Raw genomic sequence first — 20,347 nt, forward strand, 5'->3', positions numbered from 1 at the left:
GCACTTCGGCACGTGCTCCCCGACTGATGGCACGTGCTCCCACGACTGATCCACAAGGAGGTGGAGCGGCGGTGGCCAGCATCAAGGACGTCGCTGCCGAGGCCGGCGTGTCCGTCGCCACGGTCTCGCGCGTCCTGAACGACCACCCGTCGGTCAGCGCCGACGCACGCACGCGCGTGCTGGCCGCCGTCGAGTCCCTGGGCTACCGCCCGAACGCCGTCGCCCGGTCCCTGCGCACCGACCAGACCCACACGCTCGGCCTGGTCATCAGCGACGTACTGAACCCGTACTTCACCGAACTGGCCCGCTCCGTCGAGGAGGAGGCCCGCGCGCTCGGCTACAGCGTCATCATCGGCAACGCCGACGAGCGGCCCGACCTCCAGGACCATCACGTACGGAACCTGCTGGACCGGCGGATCGACGGGCTGCTCGTCTCCCCCACGGACGGCGGCTCGCCGCTGATGCTGGACGCCGCGCGGGCGGGGACGCCCATGGTGTTCGTGGACCGGTGGATCCCGGGCGTGGACGTGCCGGTGGTGCGGGCCGACGGGCAGACCGCCGTACGGGACCTCGTGGCGCATCTGCACGGGCTGGGGCATCGCAGGCTCGCCATCATCGCGGGCCCGGCGGCGACCACGACCGGCCGCGAGCGTGTCGAGGCCTTCCGGGAGGCGCTCGGCGCGTACGGGCTCGAACTGCCCGACGCCTACATAGGGCAGGGCGACTTCCAGGCCGAGAGCGGCCGTCTGGTCACCGAGGGATTCCTCGACCTCGCCGAGCCGCCCGAGGTCGTCTTCGCGGCCGACAACCTGATGGCGCTCGGCGCGCTGGACGCGGTACGCGCGCGTGGCCTGCGCGTACCGGACGACCTCGCGCTGGCCGCGTTCGACGACATCCGGTGGTTCGTGCACACCGATCCGCCGATCACCGCGATCGCCCAGCCCACGGGCGAGCTGGGCCGGGCCGCCGTAAGGGCCCTGGTCGACCGCATCGAGGGGCGGCCCGGCGAGTCCGTCACCCTCCCCGCCCGGCTCGTCGTACGCCGCTCGTGCGGCGAGAACCCCACCCCAGTGCAAAGGAGCACGACGTGAGCAACGCGGACGAGTTGCTGCGCATCGAGGGCATACGGAAAACCTTCCCCGGCGTGGTCGCGCTGGACGGCGTCGACTTCGACCTGCGCCGGGGCGAGGTGCACGTACTGCTCGGTGAGAACGGTGCCGGCAAGAGCACCCTCATCAAGATGCTCTCCGGCGCCTACACCCCCGACGCCGGGCGGATCCTGGTCGGCGGTGAGGAGACGCGCATCCAGGGTGCGCAGGACTCCGAGCGGCTCGGGATCGCCACCATCTACCAGGAGTTCAACCTGGTACCCGACCTGACGGTCGCCGAGAACATCTTCCTCGGGCGCCAGCCGCGCCGCTTCGGGATGATCGACCGCAAGCGGATGGAGGCCGACGCCGAGGTCCTGCTGAAGCGGGTCGGCGTGAACGTGTCGCCCCGCGCGCGGGTCCGCGAACTCGGTATCGCGCGCCTCCAGATGGTCGAGATCGCCAAGGCGCTCAGCCTGAACGCCCGTGTGCTGATCATGGACGAGCCGACGGCCGTGCTCACCTCCGAGGAGGTCGACAAGCTCTTCGCGATCGTGCGCACGCTGCGCGAGGACGGCGTCGGGGTCGTGTTCATCACGCATCACCTGGAGGAGATCGCCGCCCTCGGTGACCGGGTGACGGTCATCCGGGACGGGAGGAGCGTCGGGCAGGTGCCCGCCTCCACGCCCGAGGACGAGCTCGTACGGCTCATGGTGGGGCGGTCGATCGAGCAGCAGTATCCGCGCGAACGGGCCGACAAGGGCGCCGCGTTGCTCACCGTCGAGGGGCTGACCCGGGACGGCGTCTTCCATGACGTCAGCTTCGAGGTGCACGCCGGTGAGGTGGTCGGCATCGCTGGGCTGGTCGGGGCCGGCCGTACCGAGGTCGTACGGGCGGTATTCGGGGCCGACGCGTACGACCACGGCACCGTGAAGGTCTCCGGAGCCCCGATCGCCAAGTACGACGTCAACGCGGCGATGACCGCGGGCATCGGGCTCATCCCCGAGGACCGCAAGGGCCAGGGCCTGGTGCTGGACGCGTCGGTCGAGGAGAACCTCGGGCTGGTGACGCTGCGGTCGGCCACGCGCGCGGGGCTCGTCGACCTCAAGGGGCAGCGCGAGGCCGCCGAGCGGATCGCGGGGCAGCTCGGGGTGCGGATGGCCGGACTCGGCCAGCACGTGCGCACCCTCTCCGGCGGCAACCAGCAGAAGGTCGTCATCGGCAAGTGGCTGCTCGCCGACACCAAGGTGCTGATTCTCGACGAGCCGACGCGCGGCATCGATGTCGGCGCCAAGGTCGAGATCTACCAGCTCGTCAACGAACTCACCGCCGCCGGCGCGGCCGTCCTGATGATCTCCAGCGATCTGCCCGAGGTGCTCGGCATGAGCGACCGGGTGCTGGTGATGGCGCAGGGCCGGATCGCCGGTGAACTCTCCGCCGACGAGGCGACCCAGGACGCCGTGATGGCACTCGCCGTCAGCACTCCGACGACCACGACCACGACCGGAACGGAGGCCTCCCGTGGCCACTGACACGCTCAAGAGCACGACGGGCGCGGGTGGCGCCTCGGGCGGCCTGCGCCGTCTCCTGCTCGACAACGGCGCGCTCACCGCGCTCATCGTCCTCGTCATCGCGATGTCGGCGCTGTCCGGCGACTTCCTGACGACCGACAACCTCCTGAACGTCGGCGTGCAGGCGGCCGTCACCGCCATCCTCGCCTTCGGTGTCACCTTCGTGATCGTCTCGGCGGGCATCGACCTGTCGGTCGGCTCGGTCGCCGCGCTGTCGGCCACGGTCCTCGCGTGGAGCGCCACCTCGGCGGGCGTCCCCGTGTTCCTCGCCGTCCTGCTGGCCATAGCGACCGGCATCGCGTGCGGCCTGGTCAACGGCATCCTGATCTCCTACGGCAAGCTGCCGCCGTTCATCGCGACGCTGGCCATGCTGTCGGTGGCCCGTGGCCTGTCCCTCGTCATCTCCGAGGGCTCCCCGATCGCTTTCCCCGACTCGGTCTCCCACCTCGGGGACACGCTCGGCGGCTGGCTGCCGGTGCCGGTGCTCGTCATGGTCGTGATGGGCCTGATCGCTGCGTTCGTGCTCGGCCGGACGTACATCGGCCGCTCGATGTACGCGATCGGCGGCAACGAGGAGGCCGCGCGGCTGTCCGGCCTGCGCGTGAAGAAGCAGAAGCTCGCGATCTACGCCTTCTCGGGCGTCTTCGCCGCCGTAGCCGGTGTCGTGCTCGCCGCCCGGCTGTCCTCCGCGCAGCCCCAGGCAGCGGACGGCTACGAGCTGGACGCGATCGCCGCGGTCGTCATCGGCGGGGCGTCCCTGGCGGGCGGTACGGGCAAGGCGTCCGGCACGCTGATCGGCGCGCTGATCCTGGCCGTGCTGCGCAACGGGCTGAACCTGCTGAACGTGTCGGCGTTCTGGCAGCAGGTGGTCATCGGCGTCGTCATCGCGCTGGCCGTGCTGCTCGACACCGCGCGGCGCAAGGCCGGGGCGACCCCGGCCGGGGCCGGCACCGGCGGCGACAAGGGCAGGCAGGCGGCGACGTACGCGCTCGCTGCCGTCGTCACCGTCGCGATCGTCGGCGCCACGTCCTTCCTGCACAACGGCTCCTCCGCCGCCAGCACCCCGAAGATGGGCCTGTCGCTGTCCACCCTCAACAACCCCTTCTTCGTACAGATCCGGGCGGGCGCCCAGGCCCAGGCGAAGAAGCTGGGCGTGGACCTGACCGTCACGGACGCGCAGAACGACGCCTCCCAGCAGGCCAACCAGCTCCAGAACTTCACCACTTCCGGGCTCGGCGCGATCATCGTCAACCCGGTGGACTCGGACGCGGCGAGCAACTCCGTGAAGGCCGCCGACAAGGCGAAGATCCCGGTCATCGCCGTCGACCGCGGCGTCAACGACGCCAGGACGGACACGCTGGTCGCCTCCGACAACGTCACCGGCGGTGAACTCGCCGCGAAGACCATCGCCGACAAGCTGGGCGGCAAGGGCAAGATCGTGATCCTCCAGGGGCAGGCCGGCACCTCCGCCGCCCGCGAGCGCGCGCAGGGCTTCGCGAACGGCCTCAAGGCCTACCCGGGCATCCAGGTCGTGGCCCAGCAGCCCGCGGACTTCGACCGCACCAAGGGCCTCGACGTGATGTCGAACCTGCTCCAGGCCCACCCGGACGTCCAGGGCGTCATCGCCGCGAACGACGAGATGGCGCTCGGCGCGATCAAGGCCCTGGGCTCCAAGGCCGGCAAGTCGGTCTCCGTGGTCGGGTTCGACGGCACGCCTGACGGACTGAAGGCGGTCGAGGGCGGCACGCTGTACGCGTCCGTGGCGCAGCAGCCGTCCCAGCTCGGGAAGATCGCCGTGGACAACGCCCTGAAGGCACTCCAGGGCAAGAAGGTCGAGGAGATGGTGAAGGTGCCGGTGAAGGTGGTCACGAAGGAGAACGTGGCCGGCTTCAGCGGCTGACATCGGGGAACGGCGGGCGGTCACCCACGGCTGGTGGGGCCGCCCGCCCATGTCACTCATGTGGGGAGACGACTCATGTACGACTACGACCTCCTGGTCGTGGGGTCGGCCAACGCCGACCTGGTGATCGGTGTCGAGCGCCGGCCCGGTGCCGGCGAGACCGTGCTCGGCTCCGACCTGGCCGTCCACCCGGGCGGCAAGGGCGCGAACCAGGCGGTCGCGGCCGCCCGGCTCGGAGCCCGTACGGCTCTGCTGGCCCGGGTCGGCGACGACGCGTACGGGCGGATGCTGCTGGACTCGCAGCGGGAGTCCGGCGTCGACACGGTGGGTGTCCTGGTGGGCGGCGCGCCGACCGGGGTCGCGCTGATCACGGTCGACCCGTCCGGGGACAACAGCATCGTGGTCTCGCCGGGCGCGAACGGCCGGCTGGTGCCGGAGGACGTCAGCGCCGCCGGGAGCCTCTTCCACGCCTCCCGGGTGGTCTCGGCACAGCTGGAGATCCCGCTGGAGACTGTGGTGGAGGTCGTACGGAACCTGGCGCCGGAGAGCCGTTTCGTGCTGAACCCCTCGCCGCCGCGCCCCCTTCCGCAGGAGGTGCTGGCGGCGTGCGACCCGCTGATCGTCAACGAGCACGAGGCGAAGGTGATCCTGGGCTCGGCCGCCGTGGGGGACAGCCCGGAGGACTGGGCGCGGATCCTGCTCGCGAAGGGCCCGCGGTCGGTGGTGGTGACGCTGGGCGCGGAGGGCGCGCTGGTCGCCTCCGCGGAAGGCGTCTCCCGGGTTCCGTCCGTGAAGGTGAGCGCCGTGGACACGACCGGCGCGGGTGACGCGTTCACCGCCGCGCTGGCCTTCCGGCTGGGGGCCGGTGAGTCCCTTGCGGAGGCGGCCGCGTACGCGGCGCGGGTAGGGGCGGTGACCGTGACGAAGGAGGGCGCGCAGGCGTCCTTCCCGACGGCGGCGGAGGTCGCTGAGCTGTGAAGCGGAACGGAATACTGAACCGTCACCTCGCCGGTGCGATGGCCGAGCTGGGCCACGGGGACGGGGTGCTGGTGTGCGACGCGGGCATGCCCATTCCCGACGGCCCTCGGGTGGTGGACCTCGCCTTCCGGGCCGGGGTGCCGACGTTCGCCGAGGTGCTGGAGGGGCTGCTGGCCGAGCTGGTGGTCGAGGGGGCGACTGCGGCGACGGAGGTACGGGAAGCGAACCAGGGGGCTTCGGAACTCCTGGACGGGCACTTTCCGTCGCTGGACCTGGTGTCGCACGAGCGGCTCAAGGAGTTGTCGGCCGGGGCCCGGCTGGTGGTCCGCACGGGCGAGGCACGGCCGTACGCGAACGTGCTGCTGAGGTGTGGCGTCTTCTTCTGAGCCTTCTGAGTCTTCTTCTGATCGCCGCCCGTGCGCGTGCCGGCGCGTGCCCGGTGACGCTTCGAGGGGGCCCGGTCCGCGGACCGGGCCCCCTCGGCTTTTCCCCTCCCGTCAGAACCCCCGCAATCCCCCCGGATCCCCCTCCAGAAAGCCCTGACGCCATGTACGACCCGCGGAGGACGGAAAGGGTTGCACGGTCAGGTGAGAATTTCTTGCCTGATTCTTGCCGGATATCTGAGGAGATCACCGCGCCGGCCGGGTCAGCACGCGGGTGAGGCCGCCGTCGTCCTCCTCGACGTCCCGGACGTGCGTGAACCCGATCCGGCCCAGCAGGCGCAGCGAGGCCTCGTTCTGCGCGGCGACGGTGGCGTGCACCTCGGTCAGCCCGAGTACGTCGAAGCCGTATCCCACGAGTGCCTCCGCCAGCTCCGTCCCGAGGCCGCTGCCCCAGGCCTCCGGGGCCAGGGCATAGACGATCTCGTGGCCGTCGACCGCGTCCGTCCGCTTGATCTCCGCATGCCCGACCAGTCGCCCACCGCGCCGGACCGCCCACACGTCGAACAGTTCCTGGGCGTAGACCTTGCTGAAGATCCGCCCGAACAGTGCCCGGTCGTCCGCCTCGGCAGCGGGGCCGTCCCCCATCCACCGGGACACCCTGGTGTCCTGGAACAGGGCGACGAAGTCCTCTTCGTCCTCCGGGGTGTAGGCGTCGAGGAGCAGGCGGGGCGTGCGCAGGGTCGGGGGCATGGGCGGCGACGCTAGCGACGCGGGCAGCGGGGCCGCAATCCATTTCATGGCGGCTGCCCTTCGTCAGGACTTCGTCGACCGCCCTGGCGGCAGGCAGCTGCGGAGCCGGTTCCAGACCGGGTTCCTCGGCCAAGGGGTGCGCGAGGTCCGGCCCGGTGATCAGCTCGACCTACGAAGTCCAGTTCGCCGGCGGGGTTGACCAGGGCGACCGACCGGACCGGAATCCGCCACGTGGTGAGCACCCGACACGCCACGGCTCCGCCGAGCGAGGCGCCGAGGAGGCCGACCGGCCCGTCGTCGACGGGCAGTTGCTCGCGCAGCGCGGCGAGTGCGGCCCGTGCTCCGGGCCGGCGCCCCGCGCCCCGTCACGCCGAGTCGTTCAGCAGCCGGTTCAGATGCTCGCGGCCCGGTCCCAGCAGGCCTGGCAGTTCGGCGGCCGACTCGTACCAGCGCTTCTCGTACTCCCAGCACAGCCAGCCGTCCCAGCCGTGCCGGGAGAGGACCTCCACGCACTCGGCCAGCGGCAGGACGCCCGCGCCGAGCGGCAGCGGGGTCGTGTCCTCGGCGGAGGCGATGTCCTTGACCTGGACGTAGCCGAGGTGCGGGGAGAGCGCCGCGTAGGTCTCCGAGGGCTGCTCGCCGCCCAGCCAGGTGTGCATCACGTCCCACAGCGCGCCCACCTGGCGGTGGCCGACCAGCCCGAGGACGCGCATCGCGTCGGCGGCGGTGCGGTGCGAGTCGTGGGTCTCCAGGAGGATGCGGACGCCCAGGTCGCCCGCGTACTCGGCGGCCGTGCCCAGCCGCCGGGCGGCCGTCGCGTCGGCCTCCTCCGGGGTCTGGACGTCCAGGTCGCCGCCGGGGAAGACCCGGATGTACGGGGCGCCGAGGTCACGGGCCAGGTCGAGGAGGGAGCGGATCTCGGCCAGGACGGGCTCGTCGTCGCCCGGCGCGGCGACCCGCGCGTAGCCCGCCAGGCCCAGGATCTCTACGCCCGACCCCTTGAACTCGGCCGCGACATCGGCTCGTTCGGCGGAGCCGAGGCCGGGGTGGACCGGTTCCTCGGGGTGGGCACGCAGCTCCACTCCGTGGTAGCCGTGCGCGGTCGCGAGCCGCAGGACGTCGGGCAGGGGCAGGCCGGGGACACCGAGGGTGGAGAACGCCAGCTTCATGTGGACGGACCCTACCCGGCACCCCTGCCGGCGACTCCCCTTGGTCACTCGGGTGTTGCGAGAAGATCCAGTCGCCAGTCCTGGCCGACCAGGTCCTGGCCGAAGGAGCGGTGCGGTTTCTCCGCGACCAGCACGAAGCCGTGGCGCTGGTAGATGCGGCGGGCGGCGGCGAGGATGTCGTTGGTCCACAGGACGATCTCGCGGTATCCGGCCTCGCGCGCGAAGGCGACGACGGCCCCGACCAACCGGTCCCCGATGCCCAGGCCGCGCGCGTCCGGCTCGACGAGCAGCAGCCGGAGCCGAGCGGCCCCCGGCACGTCGTCCCGTACGCACATCACGCACCCCACCGGCCGGCCGTCCAGCTCGGCGATCCACGTCCGCTCCAGATGCGGGTCGTGGTCCTCGCCGTACTCGGCGACGATCCGGGCGACCAAGCCCTCGTAGTCGAGGTTGAAGCCGTACTCGGCGGCGTACAGGGCGGCGTTGCGCTGCACGATCCAGCCGAGGTCGCCGGGGACGGGGTCGCGCAGGACGACGTCCTCGGGGCGTGGCGCCCGGCCCTCACCCAGAAGTGTCCGGACGGTCCGCAGCGCCTCGGCCAGCCGCGGCCGGTCCTCGGCGCGCACGGTGTCCAGCATCGCCCCGACCGTTTGGCGCGCCCGCTCGTCGAGGAGCGCGGCGGCCTCCCGGCCGCGCTCGGTGAGGGTGACACTGCGCCGGCGCGGATCCGTCTCGGACGGTCCGCGCTCGACCAGGCCGTCCTCCTCGAACTTGTTCAGGATGCGGCTCAGGTACCCGGCGTCCAGGTGCAGCTGGGCCCGCAGGTCGGCGGCGTCCGTGCGCGGCGCGTGCGCGAGCTCGTAGAGCACGCGGGACTCGGTGAGGGTGTAAGGCGCGTAGAGGTGACGGCCGTAGTCGAGCGCGCCGATGACGTTCGTGTAGAAGCGGTTGAAGGAGCGGATGTCCTGAACGGTCATGGCCACGACCCCCGATGCTTGACTCAGTCAGAGATTCCTTGAGTCGATCCTAGACGTCCAGGGCATCCGAAACCAGGAGTTTCGTTTCGATCAACGAGCCCGACCGCGTGTGGCTCGCCGAGCTGATCCGGACGACGGCCGAGGCAGACGGGAGGGACGGGCGACGGCCGATGAGTTTCTCCGTGATCCGCAGTCAGACATCGTGATTGGTGCGCCGCAGCCGCGAGTGTTGTGGAAGCGTGCACCGACGGAACCTGCTGAGAACCGGACACGAGATACCTAGGAACCTTAGATGCGTACCCTGATCAGCACCGCTTTCATCTCGCTCGACGGCGTCGTGGAGGCCCCGGGCGGCGAGCCCGGTTACCGGAACGCCGGGTGGACCTTCAAGGACATCGAATTCCTCCCCGAGGCATTCGAGATCAAGGGCCGGGAGCAGAAGGAAGCCACCGCGATGCTCCTGGGCCGGACCAGCTACGAGGCGTTCAGCCCGGTGTGGCCCGGCATGGAGGACTTCGCCGACTACAAGGTGATGCCGAAGTACGTCGTCTCCACCACCCTCACCGAGGACGATCTGGTGTCGAACTGGGGTGAGATCACGATCCTGCGCTCGCTCGACGACGTCGCCGCGTTGAAGGAGACCGAGGGCGGCCCGATCATCGTCCACGGCAGCGCGGCCCTGAACCAGGCCCTTTCGGACGCCGGCCTGATCGACCGTTACCACCTGCTCGTCTTCCCGCTCCTGCTCGGCGCGGGCAAGCGTCTGTTCAGCGCCACCGACAAGGACACCCAGAAGCTGAAGCTCGTCGAGCACGAGGTCTACGCCAACGGTCTGCAGAAGAACGTCTTCGACGTCGTCCGCTGACAAGGCTCCCGCACTCGCCCCGCCGCCACGTCCCCGGACACGGCACTCGTCGGAGGGACCTGCTCGGCGGGCGAACGGAGCTTGGCGGAGCCCGCCGCGGGACCGGCCGAGGGCGTGGCCGGCCGGTTCGCCGGCCGGGGCCCTTCTCGAGGGCCCCGGGGCGCGTGCTGGTGAGTTCGCACGATCGTGCAGTCCACCGACACGGACCAGATCAGTTCCTCATCGACAACGGCCTGGGCCATCAGCCTGCCTCGTTCGAGGGCGACTCATCGACCGGCGCCTCACGGGGTGACCGTCGAAACGCCGCTGTCGGGCTTCACCTGCTCCGAGCCCCGGCACCACCCCCAGCACCAGCACGATCAGGCGCGCGGCACCCCGGAAGACCCCCGCACCATCAACTCCCCCCGCACCGAGGCGATCCCCCCGGGCGGCGCCTCCTCCCGTCCCATCGCGATCCGCCCGGCCCGCGCCCCGGCCTCCGCCAACGGCAGCCGCACGGTCGTCAGCGCAGGCACCGCGTCGATGCTGAACGGCAGATCGTCGAACCCGGCCACCGACACGTCCTCCGGAATCCGCAGCCCGGAGTCCCGCAGCGCCGCACACGCCCCGAGCGCGACGGAGTCGTTCGCGGCGACGACCGCCGTCAGCGACGGGTCGCGCCGCAGCAGCTCCAGCGTCGCCTCGTAGCCGGACCGCCGGTCGTACCGCCCGTGCACCGTCCACCGGGGGTCCTCCTCGATGCCGTGCGCGGCGAGCGCGGCCCGGTGCCCCTCCAGCCGGTGCCGGGTCGTCGTCCGCTCCTCCGGGCCCGCGATGTAGCCGAGCCGTCGGTGCCCGAGCCCGATCAGGTGCTCGGTGAGTTCCTGCCCGCCTCCGCGGTTGTCGAAGGTCAGCGCGATCGCGCCGGTCTCCGGCGCCGGCGGGCGTCCGCACAGGACGACCCGCGTCCCGGCGTCGGCCAGCTTCCGCACCTTGGTGTCCATCGCCGCCTGGTGCGCAGCGTCCTCAATCGCCCCGCCGGTCAGCACCACGGCCGCCGCCCGCTGCCGCTGCAACAGCGTGAGATACGTCAGCTCCCGCTCGGGAGAGCCGCCGGTGTTGCAGACCACCGCGAGTCTCTCCCCGCCCGCGCGGCCGCCCGGCCCGCCGATCTCGGCCTGGATCGCGCTCGCCATGATCCCGAAGAACGGGTCGGCGATGTCGTTCACCAGGATCCCGACCAGGTCGGAGGTGGCGGCGGCCAGGGCGCTCGCGGGCCCGTTGAGCACGTAGTCCAGCTCGTCCACGGCCTTCAGCACCCGCTCCCGGGTGGATGCGGCCACGGGGTAGTTCCCGTTCAGCACGCGCGACACCGTCGCGGGCGAGACCTGCGCGCGGGCCGCCACGTCCGCCAGGGTCACCGTCATCTCGTCGTCCTCCGGTCGAGCATCTCGTCGTCCGCCCTCGTCACCCTCGTACACATACAGACCTGTGGCCTTGGTTCCGATGGAACCGACGCCCCGGCACCGATGGACCTATGGCCATGGTTCCGAGCAGACCTTAAGCCCCCGACCCCGAGGTGTTCGCCCCCTCGAACAACTCGTCCTGGTCACGGTCTTGTCCGGACCGCGGTTCAGAGGCTAGCTTCTTCATGTATAGAAAGCGCTTGCTGTACCGCTCACCAGTCCACAGGTCGCTCACCGGGCCACCTGTGAAGAGTGGGGCGTACGCGGCGCGACGACCGCGTACGAAGGGAACGACGTGACACGCAAGACGGTGCGTATCGCCATGAACGGCGTGACCGGGCGCATGGGCTACCGCCAGCACCTGGTCCGCTCCATCCTCGCCCTCCGTGAGCAGGGCGGCCTCGACCTCGGCGACGGCACCGTGCTGTGGCCCGAGCCGATCCTGGTCGGCCGCCGTGAGCACGCGCTCAAGGCGCTGGCCGAGCGGCACGGGCTGGAGCACGTCTCGACCGACCTGGACGCGGTCCTCGCCGACGAGACGGTGGACATCTACTTCGACTCCCAGGTCACCTCCGCCCGCGAGGAGGCGCTCAAGAAGGCCATCGCGGCCGGCAAGCACATCTACACCGAGAAGCCGACGGCCACCGGCCTCGACGGCGCCCTGGACCTCGCCCGGCTGGCGAACGAGGCCGGCATCAAGCACGGCGTCGTCCAGGACAAGCTCTTCCTCCCCGGCCTGCTGAAGCTGAAGCGCCTCATCGACGGCGGCTTCTTCGGCCGGATCCTGTCCGTGCGCGGCGAGTTCGGCTACTGGGTCTTCGAGGGCGACTGGCAGGCCGCGCAGCGCCCGTCCTGGAACTACCGGACCGAGGACGGCGGCGGCATCGTCGTCGACATGTTCCCGCACTGGGAGTACGTCCTGCACGAGCTGTTCGGCCGGGTGAAGTCCGTCCAGGCCATCGCCACCACCCACATCCCGCAGCGCTGGGACGAGAACGGCAAGCCCTACGACGCCACCGCCGACGACGCCGCGTACGGCATCTTCGAGCTGGAGGGCGGCGCCATCGCCCAGATCAACTCCAGCTGGGCCGTGCGCGTCAACCGCGACGAGCTCGTCGAGTTCCAGGTGGACGGCACCGAGGGTTCGGCCGTCGCCGGCCTGCGCAACTGCCGCGTCCAGCACCGCTCGGCCACGCCCAAGCCGGTCTGGAACCCGGACATCCCCGCCACCGAGGTCTTCCGCGACCAGTGGCAGGAGATCCCGGACAACGCCGAGTTCGACAACGGCTTCAAGGCGCAGTGGGAGCTGTTCCTCAAGCACGTCTACGCCGACGCCCCCTACCACTGGGACCTGCTGGCCGGCGCCCGCGGTGTCCAGCTCGCCGAGCTGGGCCTGAAGTCCTCGGCCGAGGGCCGCCGTATCGACGTTCCGGAGATCCAGCCGTGACCATCCGACTCCCGGACAGCAACGGGGCGTCGCGGACGTACGAGCCGCGCACCGAACCGCTCCTGGTGAGCCCCGGCACGCCCTTCACCTCCCGCACGGTCTACTCGGCGGCGCACGTCGTCGCCGACCCGTACGCGGACGTCTCGCCCGACTCGCCCGCCGCCGTCGACTGGGACGCCACCCTGGCCTTCCGCCGGCATCTGTGGTCGCACGGGCTGGGCGTCGCCGAGGCGATGGACACGGCCCAGCGCGGCATGGGCCTGGACTGGGCGGGCGCGGCGGAGCTGATCCGCCGGTCGGCGGCGGAGGCGAAGTCGGTCGGCGGCCTGATCGCCTGCGGTGTGGGCACGGACCAGCTGTCGGCCACCGAGGTCGGCTACCCGTACAGCCTGGCGGAGATCCGCGCCGCGTACGAGGAGCAGCTCGCGGTCGTCGAGGAGTCGGGCGCGCGGGCGATCCTGATGGCCTCGCGGGCTCTGGCGGCGGTCGCCAAGGGGCCGGAGGACTATCTGGAGGTCTACGGCCACCTGCTCCGTCAGGCGTCCGAGCCGGTGATCCTGCACTGGCTCGGCCCCATGTTCGACCCGGCGCTGGAGGGCTACTGGGGCGCGACGGACCTGGACGCCGCCACCCACACCTTCCTGGACGTCATCGCCGCCCACCCGGACAAGGTCGACGGCATCAAGGTCTCGCTGCTGGACGCGCAGCGCGAGATCGACATCCGCCGCCGTCTGCCGCAGGGCGTGCGCTGCTACACGGGCGACGACTTCAACTACCCCGAGCTGATCGCCGGCGACGAACAGGGCTTCAGCCACGCCCTGCTCGGCATCTTCGACCCGCTGGGCCCGCTGGCCGCGGAGGCGGTCCGGGTCCTCGACACGGGGAACACGCAGGGCTTCCGCGACCTGCTGGACCCCACGGTCGGACTCTCCCGGCACCTCTTCCAGACCCCGACCCGCTTCTACAAGACGGGCGTGGTGTTCCTGGCCTGGCTGGCCGGCCACCAGTCCCACTTCACGATGGTCGGCGGCCTCCAGTCGGCCCGCTCGCTCCCGCACTTCGCGAAGGCGTACGAACTCGCCGACGGTCTGGGCCTGTTCCCCGACCCGAAGCTGGCGGAGGAGCGGATGAAGAACCTGCTGAGCGTGTACGGGGTGGACCAGTGAGCGCCGCGGAGCTGGAGCGCTTCTCCATCAACCAGATGACGGTGAAGCAGCTGTCGATGCCGGAACTGGTGGACGTCTGCGTCCAGTCGGGCATCGGCAACGTCGGTCTGTGGCGCGAGCCGGTCCAGTCGTACGGCCTGGAGGCCACGGCCAAGCTGGTCCGGGACGCGGGTCTGACGGTGACGACGTTGTGCCGGGGCGGCTTCTTCACGGCGATCGACCCGCAAGAGCGCGCGGAGGCCCTGGCCGACAACCGCCGGGCGATCGACGAGGCGGCGACGCTGGGCACCGACACGCTGGTCCTGGTCTCGGGCGGGCTCCCGGCCGGTTCCAAGGACCTGCACGGCGCGCGGGAACGCATCGCGGACGCCCTGTCGGAACTGGGCCCCTACGCGGAGCGGCACGGCGTCCGCCTGGCGATCGAGCCGCTCCACCCGATGTACGCCTCCGACCGCTGCGTGGTGTCGACGCTGGCCCAGGCCCTGGACCTGGCCGAACGCTTCCCGGCGCACCAGGTCGGGGTCACCGTCGACACGTACCACATCTGGTGGGACGACACGGCTCCCGCGCAGATCGCCCGGGCGGGTGCGGGCGGCCGGATCCACACCTTCCAGCTCGCCGACTGGACGACTCCGCTCCCGGAGGGCGTGCTGACCGGCCGCGGCCAGATCGGCGACGGCTCGATCGACATGCGGGAGTGGAAGGCGTACGTGGAGGCGGCCGGTTACACCGGTGCCATCGAAGTCGAGCTGTTCAACGACGGGTTGTGGGCACGGGACGGGCGGGAGGTACTGGCCGAGACGGCGGCGAGGTTCGTCGAGCACACCTCGTGATCCGGCCCTGAACCACGCTCGCTGCCCCGCCCCGCGGAACTGGGCGGGGCAGCGGCCGTATCGAGTGGTCGTGGCCTACGACCGCGTGAGGAACCCGTTCACCCGTTCCTCCAGCCTCTCCCGGCACCGCGGCCACTCCGGTTCCGTCACCGAGAAGATCGCGGAATCGCGCAGCCGCCCTTCCTCACCGGGGGCCCACGACCGGGACCAGTTCCGCAACACGCCCTCGAAGCGGGCGCCCACGCTCTCGATGGCGGCGCGGGAGCGGCTGTTGCGGGCATCGGTCTTCAGGTCCACGCGCGAGACGCCCCACTCCTCGAAGGCGTGCCGGAAGAGGAGGAGCTTCGCCTCGGCGTTCACGCCCGTGCCCTGGGCGGAACGGGCGAGCCAGGTGAAGCCGACCTCCACCGCGTCGAGTTGGTCGTCCGCGAGCCAGGAGCGTGGTTCCCAGTAGGCCGTGGCACCGACCGCGCGTCCCGTGGCCGTCGAGATCTGCGCGTAGGGCGCGAGCCGCCCCGTCGCCGCGCGGGCGAGTTGCGCGTCGATGTAGGCATCCACCTCGTCGGCAGCCGGTACCCAGGTGAAGGCATAGGTGTCCCGGTCCTCCGTCGCCGCCATCGCCAACTCGGCGGCGTGCCGGTGGCCCAAGGGCTCCAGACGGACCAGAGCACCTTCCAGGACGGGTCCTTCCAGTGCGAAGCTCACGAGGGCAAGCCTTCCGTACGCGGCCCGGGGCGTCGACCGAAATACGCGGCACCCGCATCCGCGTGCTCAGCGAGCAGTGGCCGGAAGCGGTGGCTCATCCGCCCCGTTGAACCCCTGCTTCACCCGCGTACCGACTTCCGGAAATCCGGCCCGGGCCGGGAACCCGGCCCGGACTCCCGTCGTCCAATGCGCAGGCCGCCGGAGAGTCACCACGGTGCGGTGTCGGCCCTCGCTGCTGGCTGCGATCGCTGACCACCCTCTCCGCCGTACCGCGGCCGGCGGCACCGCCGCCATCGGCGCGTCCCCCTCCAACCGCGCCGGTGGCGGCCCCTGTGCGGTTACTGTGCACTCCCTTGACTGGCAGAAACTTCCCGGTTATTGGTGGCCTCTCGGAAGTTTCCTTCAGCGGATCCCAGCGGATCACCTCCGGAAGGAGCGCACGTGCACGACACCGGCACGGGAAGCACGGGAAACACCGCACAGCCCTCCAGACGCACCGTCCTCGCCGCCACGGCCGGCGCCGTCGGCGCCCTCGCGGCCGCCGGGCCCGCGTACGCCGCCGGCGCCCCCGACGACAAGAGACTGCGCGCCCTCGTCTCGCGTATGACGCTGGAGGAGAAGGTCGGCCAGCTCTTCGTGATGCGGGTCTACGGCCACTCCGCCACCGCCCCCGACCAGGCCGACGTCGACGCCAACCTGAAGGAGATCGGGGTCCGTACGGCCGCCGACCTCGTCGCGAAGTACCGGGTCGGCGGCATCATCTACTTCGCCTGGGCGCACAACACCCGCGAGCCGCACCAGATCGCGGACCTCTCCAACGGCATCCAGCGGGCCTCCCTGGAACTGCCGCGCGGGCTGCCCGTGCTCATCTCCACCGACCAGGAGCACGGGATCGTCGCCCGGGTGGGCAGGCCCGCGACGCTCTTCCCGGGGGCCATGGCCGTCGGCGCGGGCGGATCGCGGTCCGACGCCCGGAGCCTCGGGCGGATCGCGGGGCGTGAGCTGCGGGCGATGGGCATCCGGCAGGACTACTCCCCCGTGGCCGACGTGAACGTCAACCCGGCCAACCCTGTCATCGGCGTACGGTCCTTCGGCGCCGACCCGAAGGCGGTGGCCGCGCTGGTGGCCGCCGAGGTCGCCGGGTACCAGGGGTCCGGGGTGGCGGCGACCGCCAAGCACTTCCCCGGGCACGGGGACACCAACGTCGACAGCCACACCGGCTTCCCGACCATCACGCACAGCCGGGAGCTGTGGGAGAAGCTGGACGCACCGCCGTTCCGGGCGGCGATCGCCGCGGGCATCGACTCGATCATGACCGCGCACCTGATGGTCCCGGCCCTGGACGACTCCGGCGACCCGGCCACCCTCTCCCGCCCGATCCTCACCGGCATCCTCCGCGAGCGGCTCGGCTACGACGGGGTCGTGGTCACGGACTCCCTCGGCATGGAGGGCGTGCGGACCAAGTACGGCGACGACCGGGTGCCGGTGCTCGCGCTCAAGGCGGGCGTGGACCAGCTCCTCAACCCGCCGGATCTGGACCTCGCCTGGAACGCGGTCCTGGCGGCCGTGCGGAACGGCGAGCTGACCGAGGCGCGGCTCGACGAGTCGGTCCTGCGGATCCTGCGGCTGAAGACGAAGCTGGGGCTGTTCCGCGCGCCGTACGTCGGTCAGGAGGGTGTCGATCGCACCGTCGGCACCCGGGCGCACCTGGCGGCGGCCGACCGGATCGCCGAGCGGACGACCACCCTGCTCGTCAACGAGGGGCGGCTGCTGCCGCTGTCCCGGCGCCGGTACCCCAAGGTGCTGGTGGTCGGGGCCGATCCGGCCTCGCCGTCGGGGACGACCGGACCGCCCACCGGGGTACTCGCCGCCGCGCTGACGGAGCTCGGCTTCACCGCCACCGCCCTGTCGACCGGGACGGCCCCGTCCGCGGCGACCATCGCCAGGGCGGTCGCGGCGGCGCGGGACGTGGACGCGGTGGTGGCGGCGACGTACAACGTCACGGCGGGCAGCGGCCAGAAGACGCTGGTCGAGCAGCTCGTGGCGACGGGGAGGCCGGTCGTGGCGGTCGCGATCCGCAATCCGTACGACGTGGCCCGGCTGTCCACCGTCCCGGCGTGCCTCGCGGCCTACTCCTGGACCGACGTCGAACTGCGGGCCGCCGCACGGGTGATCGCGGGACGGGTGGCACCACGCGGGAAACTCCCGGTGCCGGTGCAGCGGGCGGATGATCCGGAGCAGGTGCTGTACCCGATCGGGTACGGGCTGTCGTACTAGACGTACGCCACGGACCGGGCGCACCACCCCCAACGTGCGCAAACCGCCCCATGTGCCTGGCGTGCGCCCCGGCGGCGGGCCACGCTGGGCTGCGGCACTGGGGGGACGGCGATGCGCGAGAGAAGTTCGGCGGGGGTGGTGTGGGCGCTGCTCGTGCTGCTCGGAGCGCTGCTGACCGGGTGCCAGAGCCCGTCGGCGGGTGTCGCGGAGAGCGGCCGGCCGGGCGGGTCGGCGCCGGGAACGACCACCGCCGGATCACCGCCGGTGACCCGGCCGTCCGGGTACGGGGCGGTGTTCCTCGCGGTCGACGAGTGCAGTTCGTTCGGCACGACGAGCTTCACCGAGGTGCCGTGCGCCGGTGAGCGGGCGGCGGCCCGGGTCGTGGCGCGGCACGACGGCACGGTCCGGGACGGGCCGCGCTGCCCGGCGACCACGGACTTCGTGCTGCACATCAGCGAGCAGCGGCCCGTGTCCGACGAGGACGGCGACGGGGCGGTGCAGCAGGGCTACGCCTGTATGCGCAACCTCCAGCCGCCGCACCCGGGCGACCCGGGCGGCGGTGGCGGGCCCCGCACCATCGTCGGCGACTGCGTCTACGGCTCGGGCGACGGGCAGGTCCGCGAGACCGCGTGCGACGGGAACGGCGAGCGGGAGCCGGAGTACGAGGTGACCGAGGCCGTCGCCAGGCGCGCCGACTGTCCCGCCCCGACCGTCCTGTACGTCCGGCTCGGCGGCGACCGGCCCGTGGGGTGCGCCCGGCCGCTGTGAGCGACGGCCGGGCGCGACAGGAGCGCTACAGGCTCCTGCCGGGTTTTACGGCCGCAGCGTCTGCTCCCGCTGCGGGTCCCGCTTGTCGAGCTTGGCGTCGAACTTCGCCAGCGGCTTCGCCGCCTGCGGGTCCGCCTGCACCGCGCGGGAGGCGACTCCGGCCCAGTCGAGGATGCGGGCGGTGGCGAGGTCCTTCTGCTCGGGCACGAGGCCCGCGACGTTGGCGCCGTGGTTCATGCCGGGAGCGGTGAGGACGTAGGAGTCCTTCGCGCCCTGGCCGAGGTGGAACGGCTCGGCGCCCCACGGGTCGTTCTGGCCGTAGACGAAGAGCATCCGGCGGGCGTTGTGGCGGACCCAGGTGTCGACGTCCCGCATCGCGGCCGGCTGGAACTTCATGGGGATGTCACGCGGGACGAAGTTCCGCGGCGGCTGGTAGCCGTAGCGGATGTACTGCTTCTCGATGTGCGGGAACCGGATCGTCGGCGCGCCGAGCTGCGTGCCGGCCTGGTAGTAGTACGGCGTGTAGGTCGTCAGGCCCTGGTCGGCATAGGCGGAGAAACCGGAGATCGTGTCGACGGAGGTCCAGATGTCGTCGTCGGTGGCCTTCTTCGCGTCGGCCGGGATCTGGTCGCAGTCCTTCAGCAGGCTGTACTGCCAGAAGCCCCACACGTAGTCGAGGACGACGGCCTCGTAGGCCTTGTCCAGGCTGCCGATGGTCTCGAAGGTGAGGCCGTTCTCCTTCGCGTAGGCCGCGTACTTCTTCTCCAGCGGCTCACGGCGCACCAGCGCCTCGCGCTGCACGGCGTTCAGCCGGTCGCGGCACTCCTTGGTGCCGACGCGTGCGAAGAAGCGGTCGTAGGCCGAGTCCTCCTTGTTGACGACGTCGTTGGGGGCGACGTAGGCGACGACGCCGTCCATGTCGCGCGGGTAGAAGCGCTCGTAGTAGGTGGCGGTCATGCCGCCCTTCGAACCGCCCGTGGAGATCCAGTTCTTGCCGTAGACGCTCTTCAGGGCCTTGAAGACGCGGTGCTGGTCGCTGGCCGCCTGCCAGATGTCCAGCTTGGACCAGTTCGCCGGGTCGGGGCGGGACGGGGTGAAGAAGCGGTACTCCAGGGATACCTGGTTGCCGTCCACGATCTGGGTCGGCTCGCTGCGGCGGGGCGTCGTGGAGACGTTGTAGCCGCTGGTGAAGAAGACCGTCGGGCGGGAGACGTCCTTGTGCAGCACGGTGATGCGCTGCTGGAACGTGCCCTTCGACGGCTTCCGGTGGTCGACCGGCTGGGTGTAGTTCAGGACGAAGAAGCGGTAGCCGGTGTACGGCTTCTCCTCGACCAGGCTCATGCCCGGTATGGAGAGCAGCCTTTCCTTGATGTCGGTGGTGCCGTCGGTGCCGGTGGCGTCGGCGGCGGTGGCCGCCCCCGCCGTACTCAAGGTGCCTATGAGCACCGTGAGCGCCAGCAGCCATCTGAGCGCCTTGCGCATGCGCACTCCCCTGTGAGACAGATGTGCGCCGGAAGCTAGCGGACCAACTCCCCCCAGCACCAGGGGACATGGGGAAAACCCTCTATGCGCCGGTCGTCAGCACAGGATCCAGCCGGAGCTGAACGTCCCCCGCCCCACCCTGCCCTTCAGCCATACGCAGCGGCGCCCGGCGTGCACCATCACCGGGCCGGCGTGGTAGGAGTACCGGCCGTCGTCGACGACCGGGCGGTTGCCGCGTGCCTGCACGCTCACCGACATCTTCCGCTTCACGCCGGGCTTCTTGGTGAGGGTCACGGCGCAGACGTAGCCGCCGCGTTTGTAGACGAGCACGGTTCCGGTGGAGAACGGCAGGGTGCGGACCTTGCGGCCGGGACAGTGGGCGGAGGCGGCGGCCTGCGCCTCGCCCGGCGCCGCCACGGCGAGCAGGCCGGAGGCGGTCAGCACGGCCAGGCCGAGCGCGAGCCGCCGGCGTATCGCTCCACTGTCCACTGTCGTCCTCCCGTACCGCGTCGTGCGCGACCATCGGCGTACAGGTGTATGGAC

Annotated in this window: 18 protein-coding genes; 11 read left to right on the forward strand and 7 right to left on the reverse strand. The window is 71.4% G+C overall.

Going from position 1 to position 20,347, the window contains the following annotated elements; all coding sequences use genetic code 11:
* The first annotated feature begins 71 nt into the window (after nucleotides 1-71).
* The 5 genes from ACZ6TU_RS13695 to rbsD all read left to right on the forward strand — a co-directional run bounded on the left by ACZ6TU_RS13695 (nucleotide 72) and on the right by rbsD (nucleotide 5,923).
* Nucleotides 72-1,091 carry a LacI family DNA-binding transcriptional regulator gene (locus ACZ6TU_RS13695; protein ID WP_467668227.1) on the forward strand — a complete coding sequence of 340 codons (1,020 nt, stop codon included), beginning with the start codon at nucleotides 72-74 and terminating at the stop codon, nucleotides 1,089-1,091.
* Nucleotides 1,088-2,620, forward strand: coding sequence for a sugar ABC transporter ATP-binding protein (locus ACZ6TU_RS13700; RefSeq protein WP_469548255.1), 1,533 nt, complete (start codon nucleotides 1,088-1,090; stop codon nucleotides 2,618-2,620). Before ACZ6TU_RS13695 ends, ACZ6TU_RS13700 begins: the two co-directional genes overlap by 4 nt.
* Nucleotides 2,610-4,559, forward strand: coding sequence for an ABC transporter permease/substrate-binding protein (locus ACZ6TU_RS13705; protein ID WP_469548257.1), 1,950 nt, complete (start codon nucleotides 2,610-2,612; stop codon nucleotides 4,557-4,559). Before ACZ6TU_RS13700 ends, ACZ6TU_RS13705 begins: the two co-directional genes overlap by 11 nt.
* A 75-nt stretch (nucleotides 4,560-4,634) precedes the next feature.
* Nucleotides 4,635-5,537: a ribokinase gene (locus tag ACZ6TU_RS13710; RefSeq protein ID WP_467668221.1), complete on the forward strand. Its 903-nt coding sequence runs from the start codon at nucleotides 4,635-4,637 to the stop codon at nucleotides 5,535-5,537.
* Nucleotides 5,534-5,923 carry a D-ribose pyranase gene (gene rbsD / locus ACZ6TU_RS13715; protein WP_469548259.1) on the forward strand — a complete coding sequence of 130 codons (390 nt, stop codon included), beginning with the start codon at nucleotides 5,534-5,536 and terminating at the stop codon, nucleotides 5,921-5,923. Before ACZ6TU_RS13710 ends, rbsD begins: the two co-directional genes overlap by 4 nt.
* Before the next feature lie 243 nt (nucleotides 5,924-6,166).
* Here the strand turns inward: rbsD and ACZ6TU_RS13720 are convergent, their stop codons facing one another.
* From ACZ6TU_RS13720 to ACZ6TU_RS13730, 3 genes are all read right to left on the reverse strand, one after another.
* Nucleotides 6,167-6,670 (reverse strand): GNAT family N-acetyltransferase, encoded by a 504-nt coding sequence (locus ACZ6TU_RS13720; protein ID WP_467668217.1) that lies wholly within the window; start codon nucleotides 6,668-6,670, stop codon nucleotides 6,167-6,169.
* 365 nt (nucleotides 6,671-7,035) lie between these two features.
* Nucleotides 7,036-7,839, reverse strand: a complete 804-nt coding sequence (locus tag ACZ6TU_RS13725) for a sugar phosphate isomerase/epimerase family protein (RefSeq protein WP_467668215.1) — start codon at nucleotides 7,837-7,839, stop codon at nucleotides 7,036-7,038.
* A gap of 44 nt (nucleotides 7,840-7,883) precedes the next feature.
* Entirely contained in the window at nucleotides 7,884-8,816 is a 933-nt protein-coding gene (locus ACZ6TU_RS13730) for a bifunctional helix-turn-helix transcriptional regulator/GNAT family N-acetyltransferase (RefSeq protein WP_467668213.1), read from the reverse strand.
* Between the two features lie 292 nt (nucleotides 8,817-9,108).
* Between ACZ6TU_RS13730 and ACZ6TU_RS13735 the strand changes: the two genes are divergently transcribed.
* Nucleotides 9,109-9,681 carry a dihydrofolate reductase family protein gene (locus ACZ6TU_RS13735; RefSeq protein ID WP_467668211.1) on the forward strand — a complete coding sequence of 191 codons (573 nt, stop codon included), beginning with the start codon at nucleotides 9,109-9,111 and terminating at the stop codon, nucleotides 9,679-9,681.
* A gap of 359 nt (nucleotides 9,682-10,040) precedes the next feature.
* Here ACZ6TU_RS13735 and ACZ6TU_RS13740 read toward each other — a convergent pair whose 3' ends face one another.
* On the reverse strand, nucleotides 10,041-11,087 hold the full coding sequence (locus tag ACZ6TU_RS13740) for a LacI family DNA-binding transcriptional regulator (RefSeq protein WP_306970802.1): 1,047 nt from the start codon (nucleotides 11,085-11,087) through the stop codon (nucleotides 10,041-10,043).
* Between the two features lie 334 nt (nucleotides 11,088-11,421).
* Here ACZ6TU_RS13740 and ACZ6TU_RS13745 point away from each other — a divergent pair, with 334 nt between their 5' ends.
* Genes ACZ6TU_RS13745 through ACZ6TU_RS13755 form a run of 3 tightly spaced genes read left to right on the forward strand, consistent with a single transcriptional unit; the run spans nucleotide 11,422 to nucleotide 14,572 of the window.
* The gene (locus tag ACZ6TU_RS13745) at nucleotides 11,422-12,573 is read left to right on the forward strand and encodes a Gfo/Idh/MocA family protein (protein WP_469548262.1); all 1,152 of its coding nucleotides are present in this window, start codon (nucleotides 11,422-11,424) and stop codon (nucleotides 12,571-12,573) included.
* Nucleotides 12,570-13,739, forward strand: a complete 1,170-nt coding sequence (locus tag ACZ6TU_RS13750) for a dihydrodipicolinate synthase family protein (RefSeq protein WP_469548264.1) — start codon at nucleotides 12,570-12,572, stop codon at nucleotides 13,737-13,739. Before ACZ6TU_RS13745 ends, ACZ6TU_RS13750 begins: the two co-directional genes overlap by 4 nt.
* Nucleotides 13,736-14,572 (forward strand): sugar phosphate isomerase/epimerase family protein, encoded by an 837-nt coding sequence (locus tag ACZ6TU_RS13755; RefSeq protein WP_469548266.1) that lies wholly within the window; start codon nucleotides 13,736-13,738, stop codon nucleotides 14,570-14,572. The genes ACZ6TU_RS13750 and ACZ6TU_RS13755 overlap by 4 nt, the downstream gene beginning before the upstream one ends.
* A 75-nt stretch (nucleotides 14,573-14,647) precedes the next feature.
* On the opposite strand, the gene ACZ6TU_RS13760 is transcribed toward ACZ6TU_RS13755, so the two are convergent.
* Nucleotides 14,648-15,277 (reverse strand): GNAT family N-acetyltransferase, encoded by a 630-nt coding sequence (locus ACZ6TU_RS13760; RefSeq protein ID WP_467668203.1) that lies wholly within the window; start codon nucleotides 15,275-15,277, stop codon nucleotides 14,648-14,650.
* Between the two features lie 441 nt (nucleotides 15,278-15,718).
* Between ACZ6TU_RS13760 and ACZ6TU_RS13765 the strand changes: the two genes are divergently transcribed.
* Together ACZ6TU_RS13765 and ACZ6TU_RS13770 are read left to right on the forward strand one after the other, a co-directional pair.
* Entirely contained in the window at nucleotides 15,719-17,554 is a 1,836-nt protein-coding gene (locus ACZ6TU_RS13765; RefSeq protein WP_469548269.1) for a glycoside hydrolase family 3 protein, read from the forward strand.
* A gap of 111 nt (nucleotides 17,555-17,665) precedes the next feature.
* Entirely contained in the window at nucleotides 17,666-18,322 is a 657-nt protein-coding gene (locus ACZ6TU_RS13770; RefSeq protein WP_469548271.1) for a hypothetical protein, read from the forward strand.
* Nucleotides 18,323-18,367: 45 nt separating this feature from the next.
* Here the strand turns inward: ACZ6TU_RS13770 and ACZ6TU_RS13775 are convergent, their stop codons facing one another.
* Complete coding sequence (locus ACZ6TU_RS13775) at nucleotides 18,368-19,804, reverse strand: S28 family serine protease (protein WP_467668197.1); 1,437 nt, start codon at nucleotides 19,802-19,804, stop codon at nucleotides 18,368-18,370.
* A gap of 96 nt (nucleotides 19,805-19,900) precedes the next feature.
* The gene (locus ACZ6TU_RS13780) at nucleotides 19,901-20,293 is read right to left on the reverse strand and encodes a hypothetical protein (protein WP_467668195.1); all 393 of its coding nucleotides are present in this window, start codon (nucleotides 20,291-20,293) and stop codon (nucleotides 19,901-19,903) included.
* Between the last annotated feature and the right edge of the window lie 54 nt (nucleotides 20,294-20,347).

This window comes from Streptomyces sp. NPDC052064 (assembly GCF_055585925.1).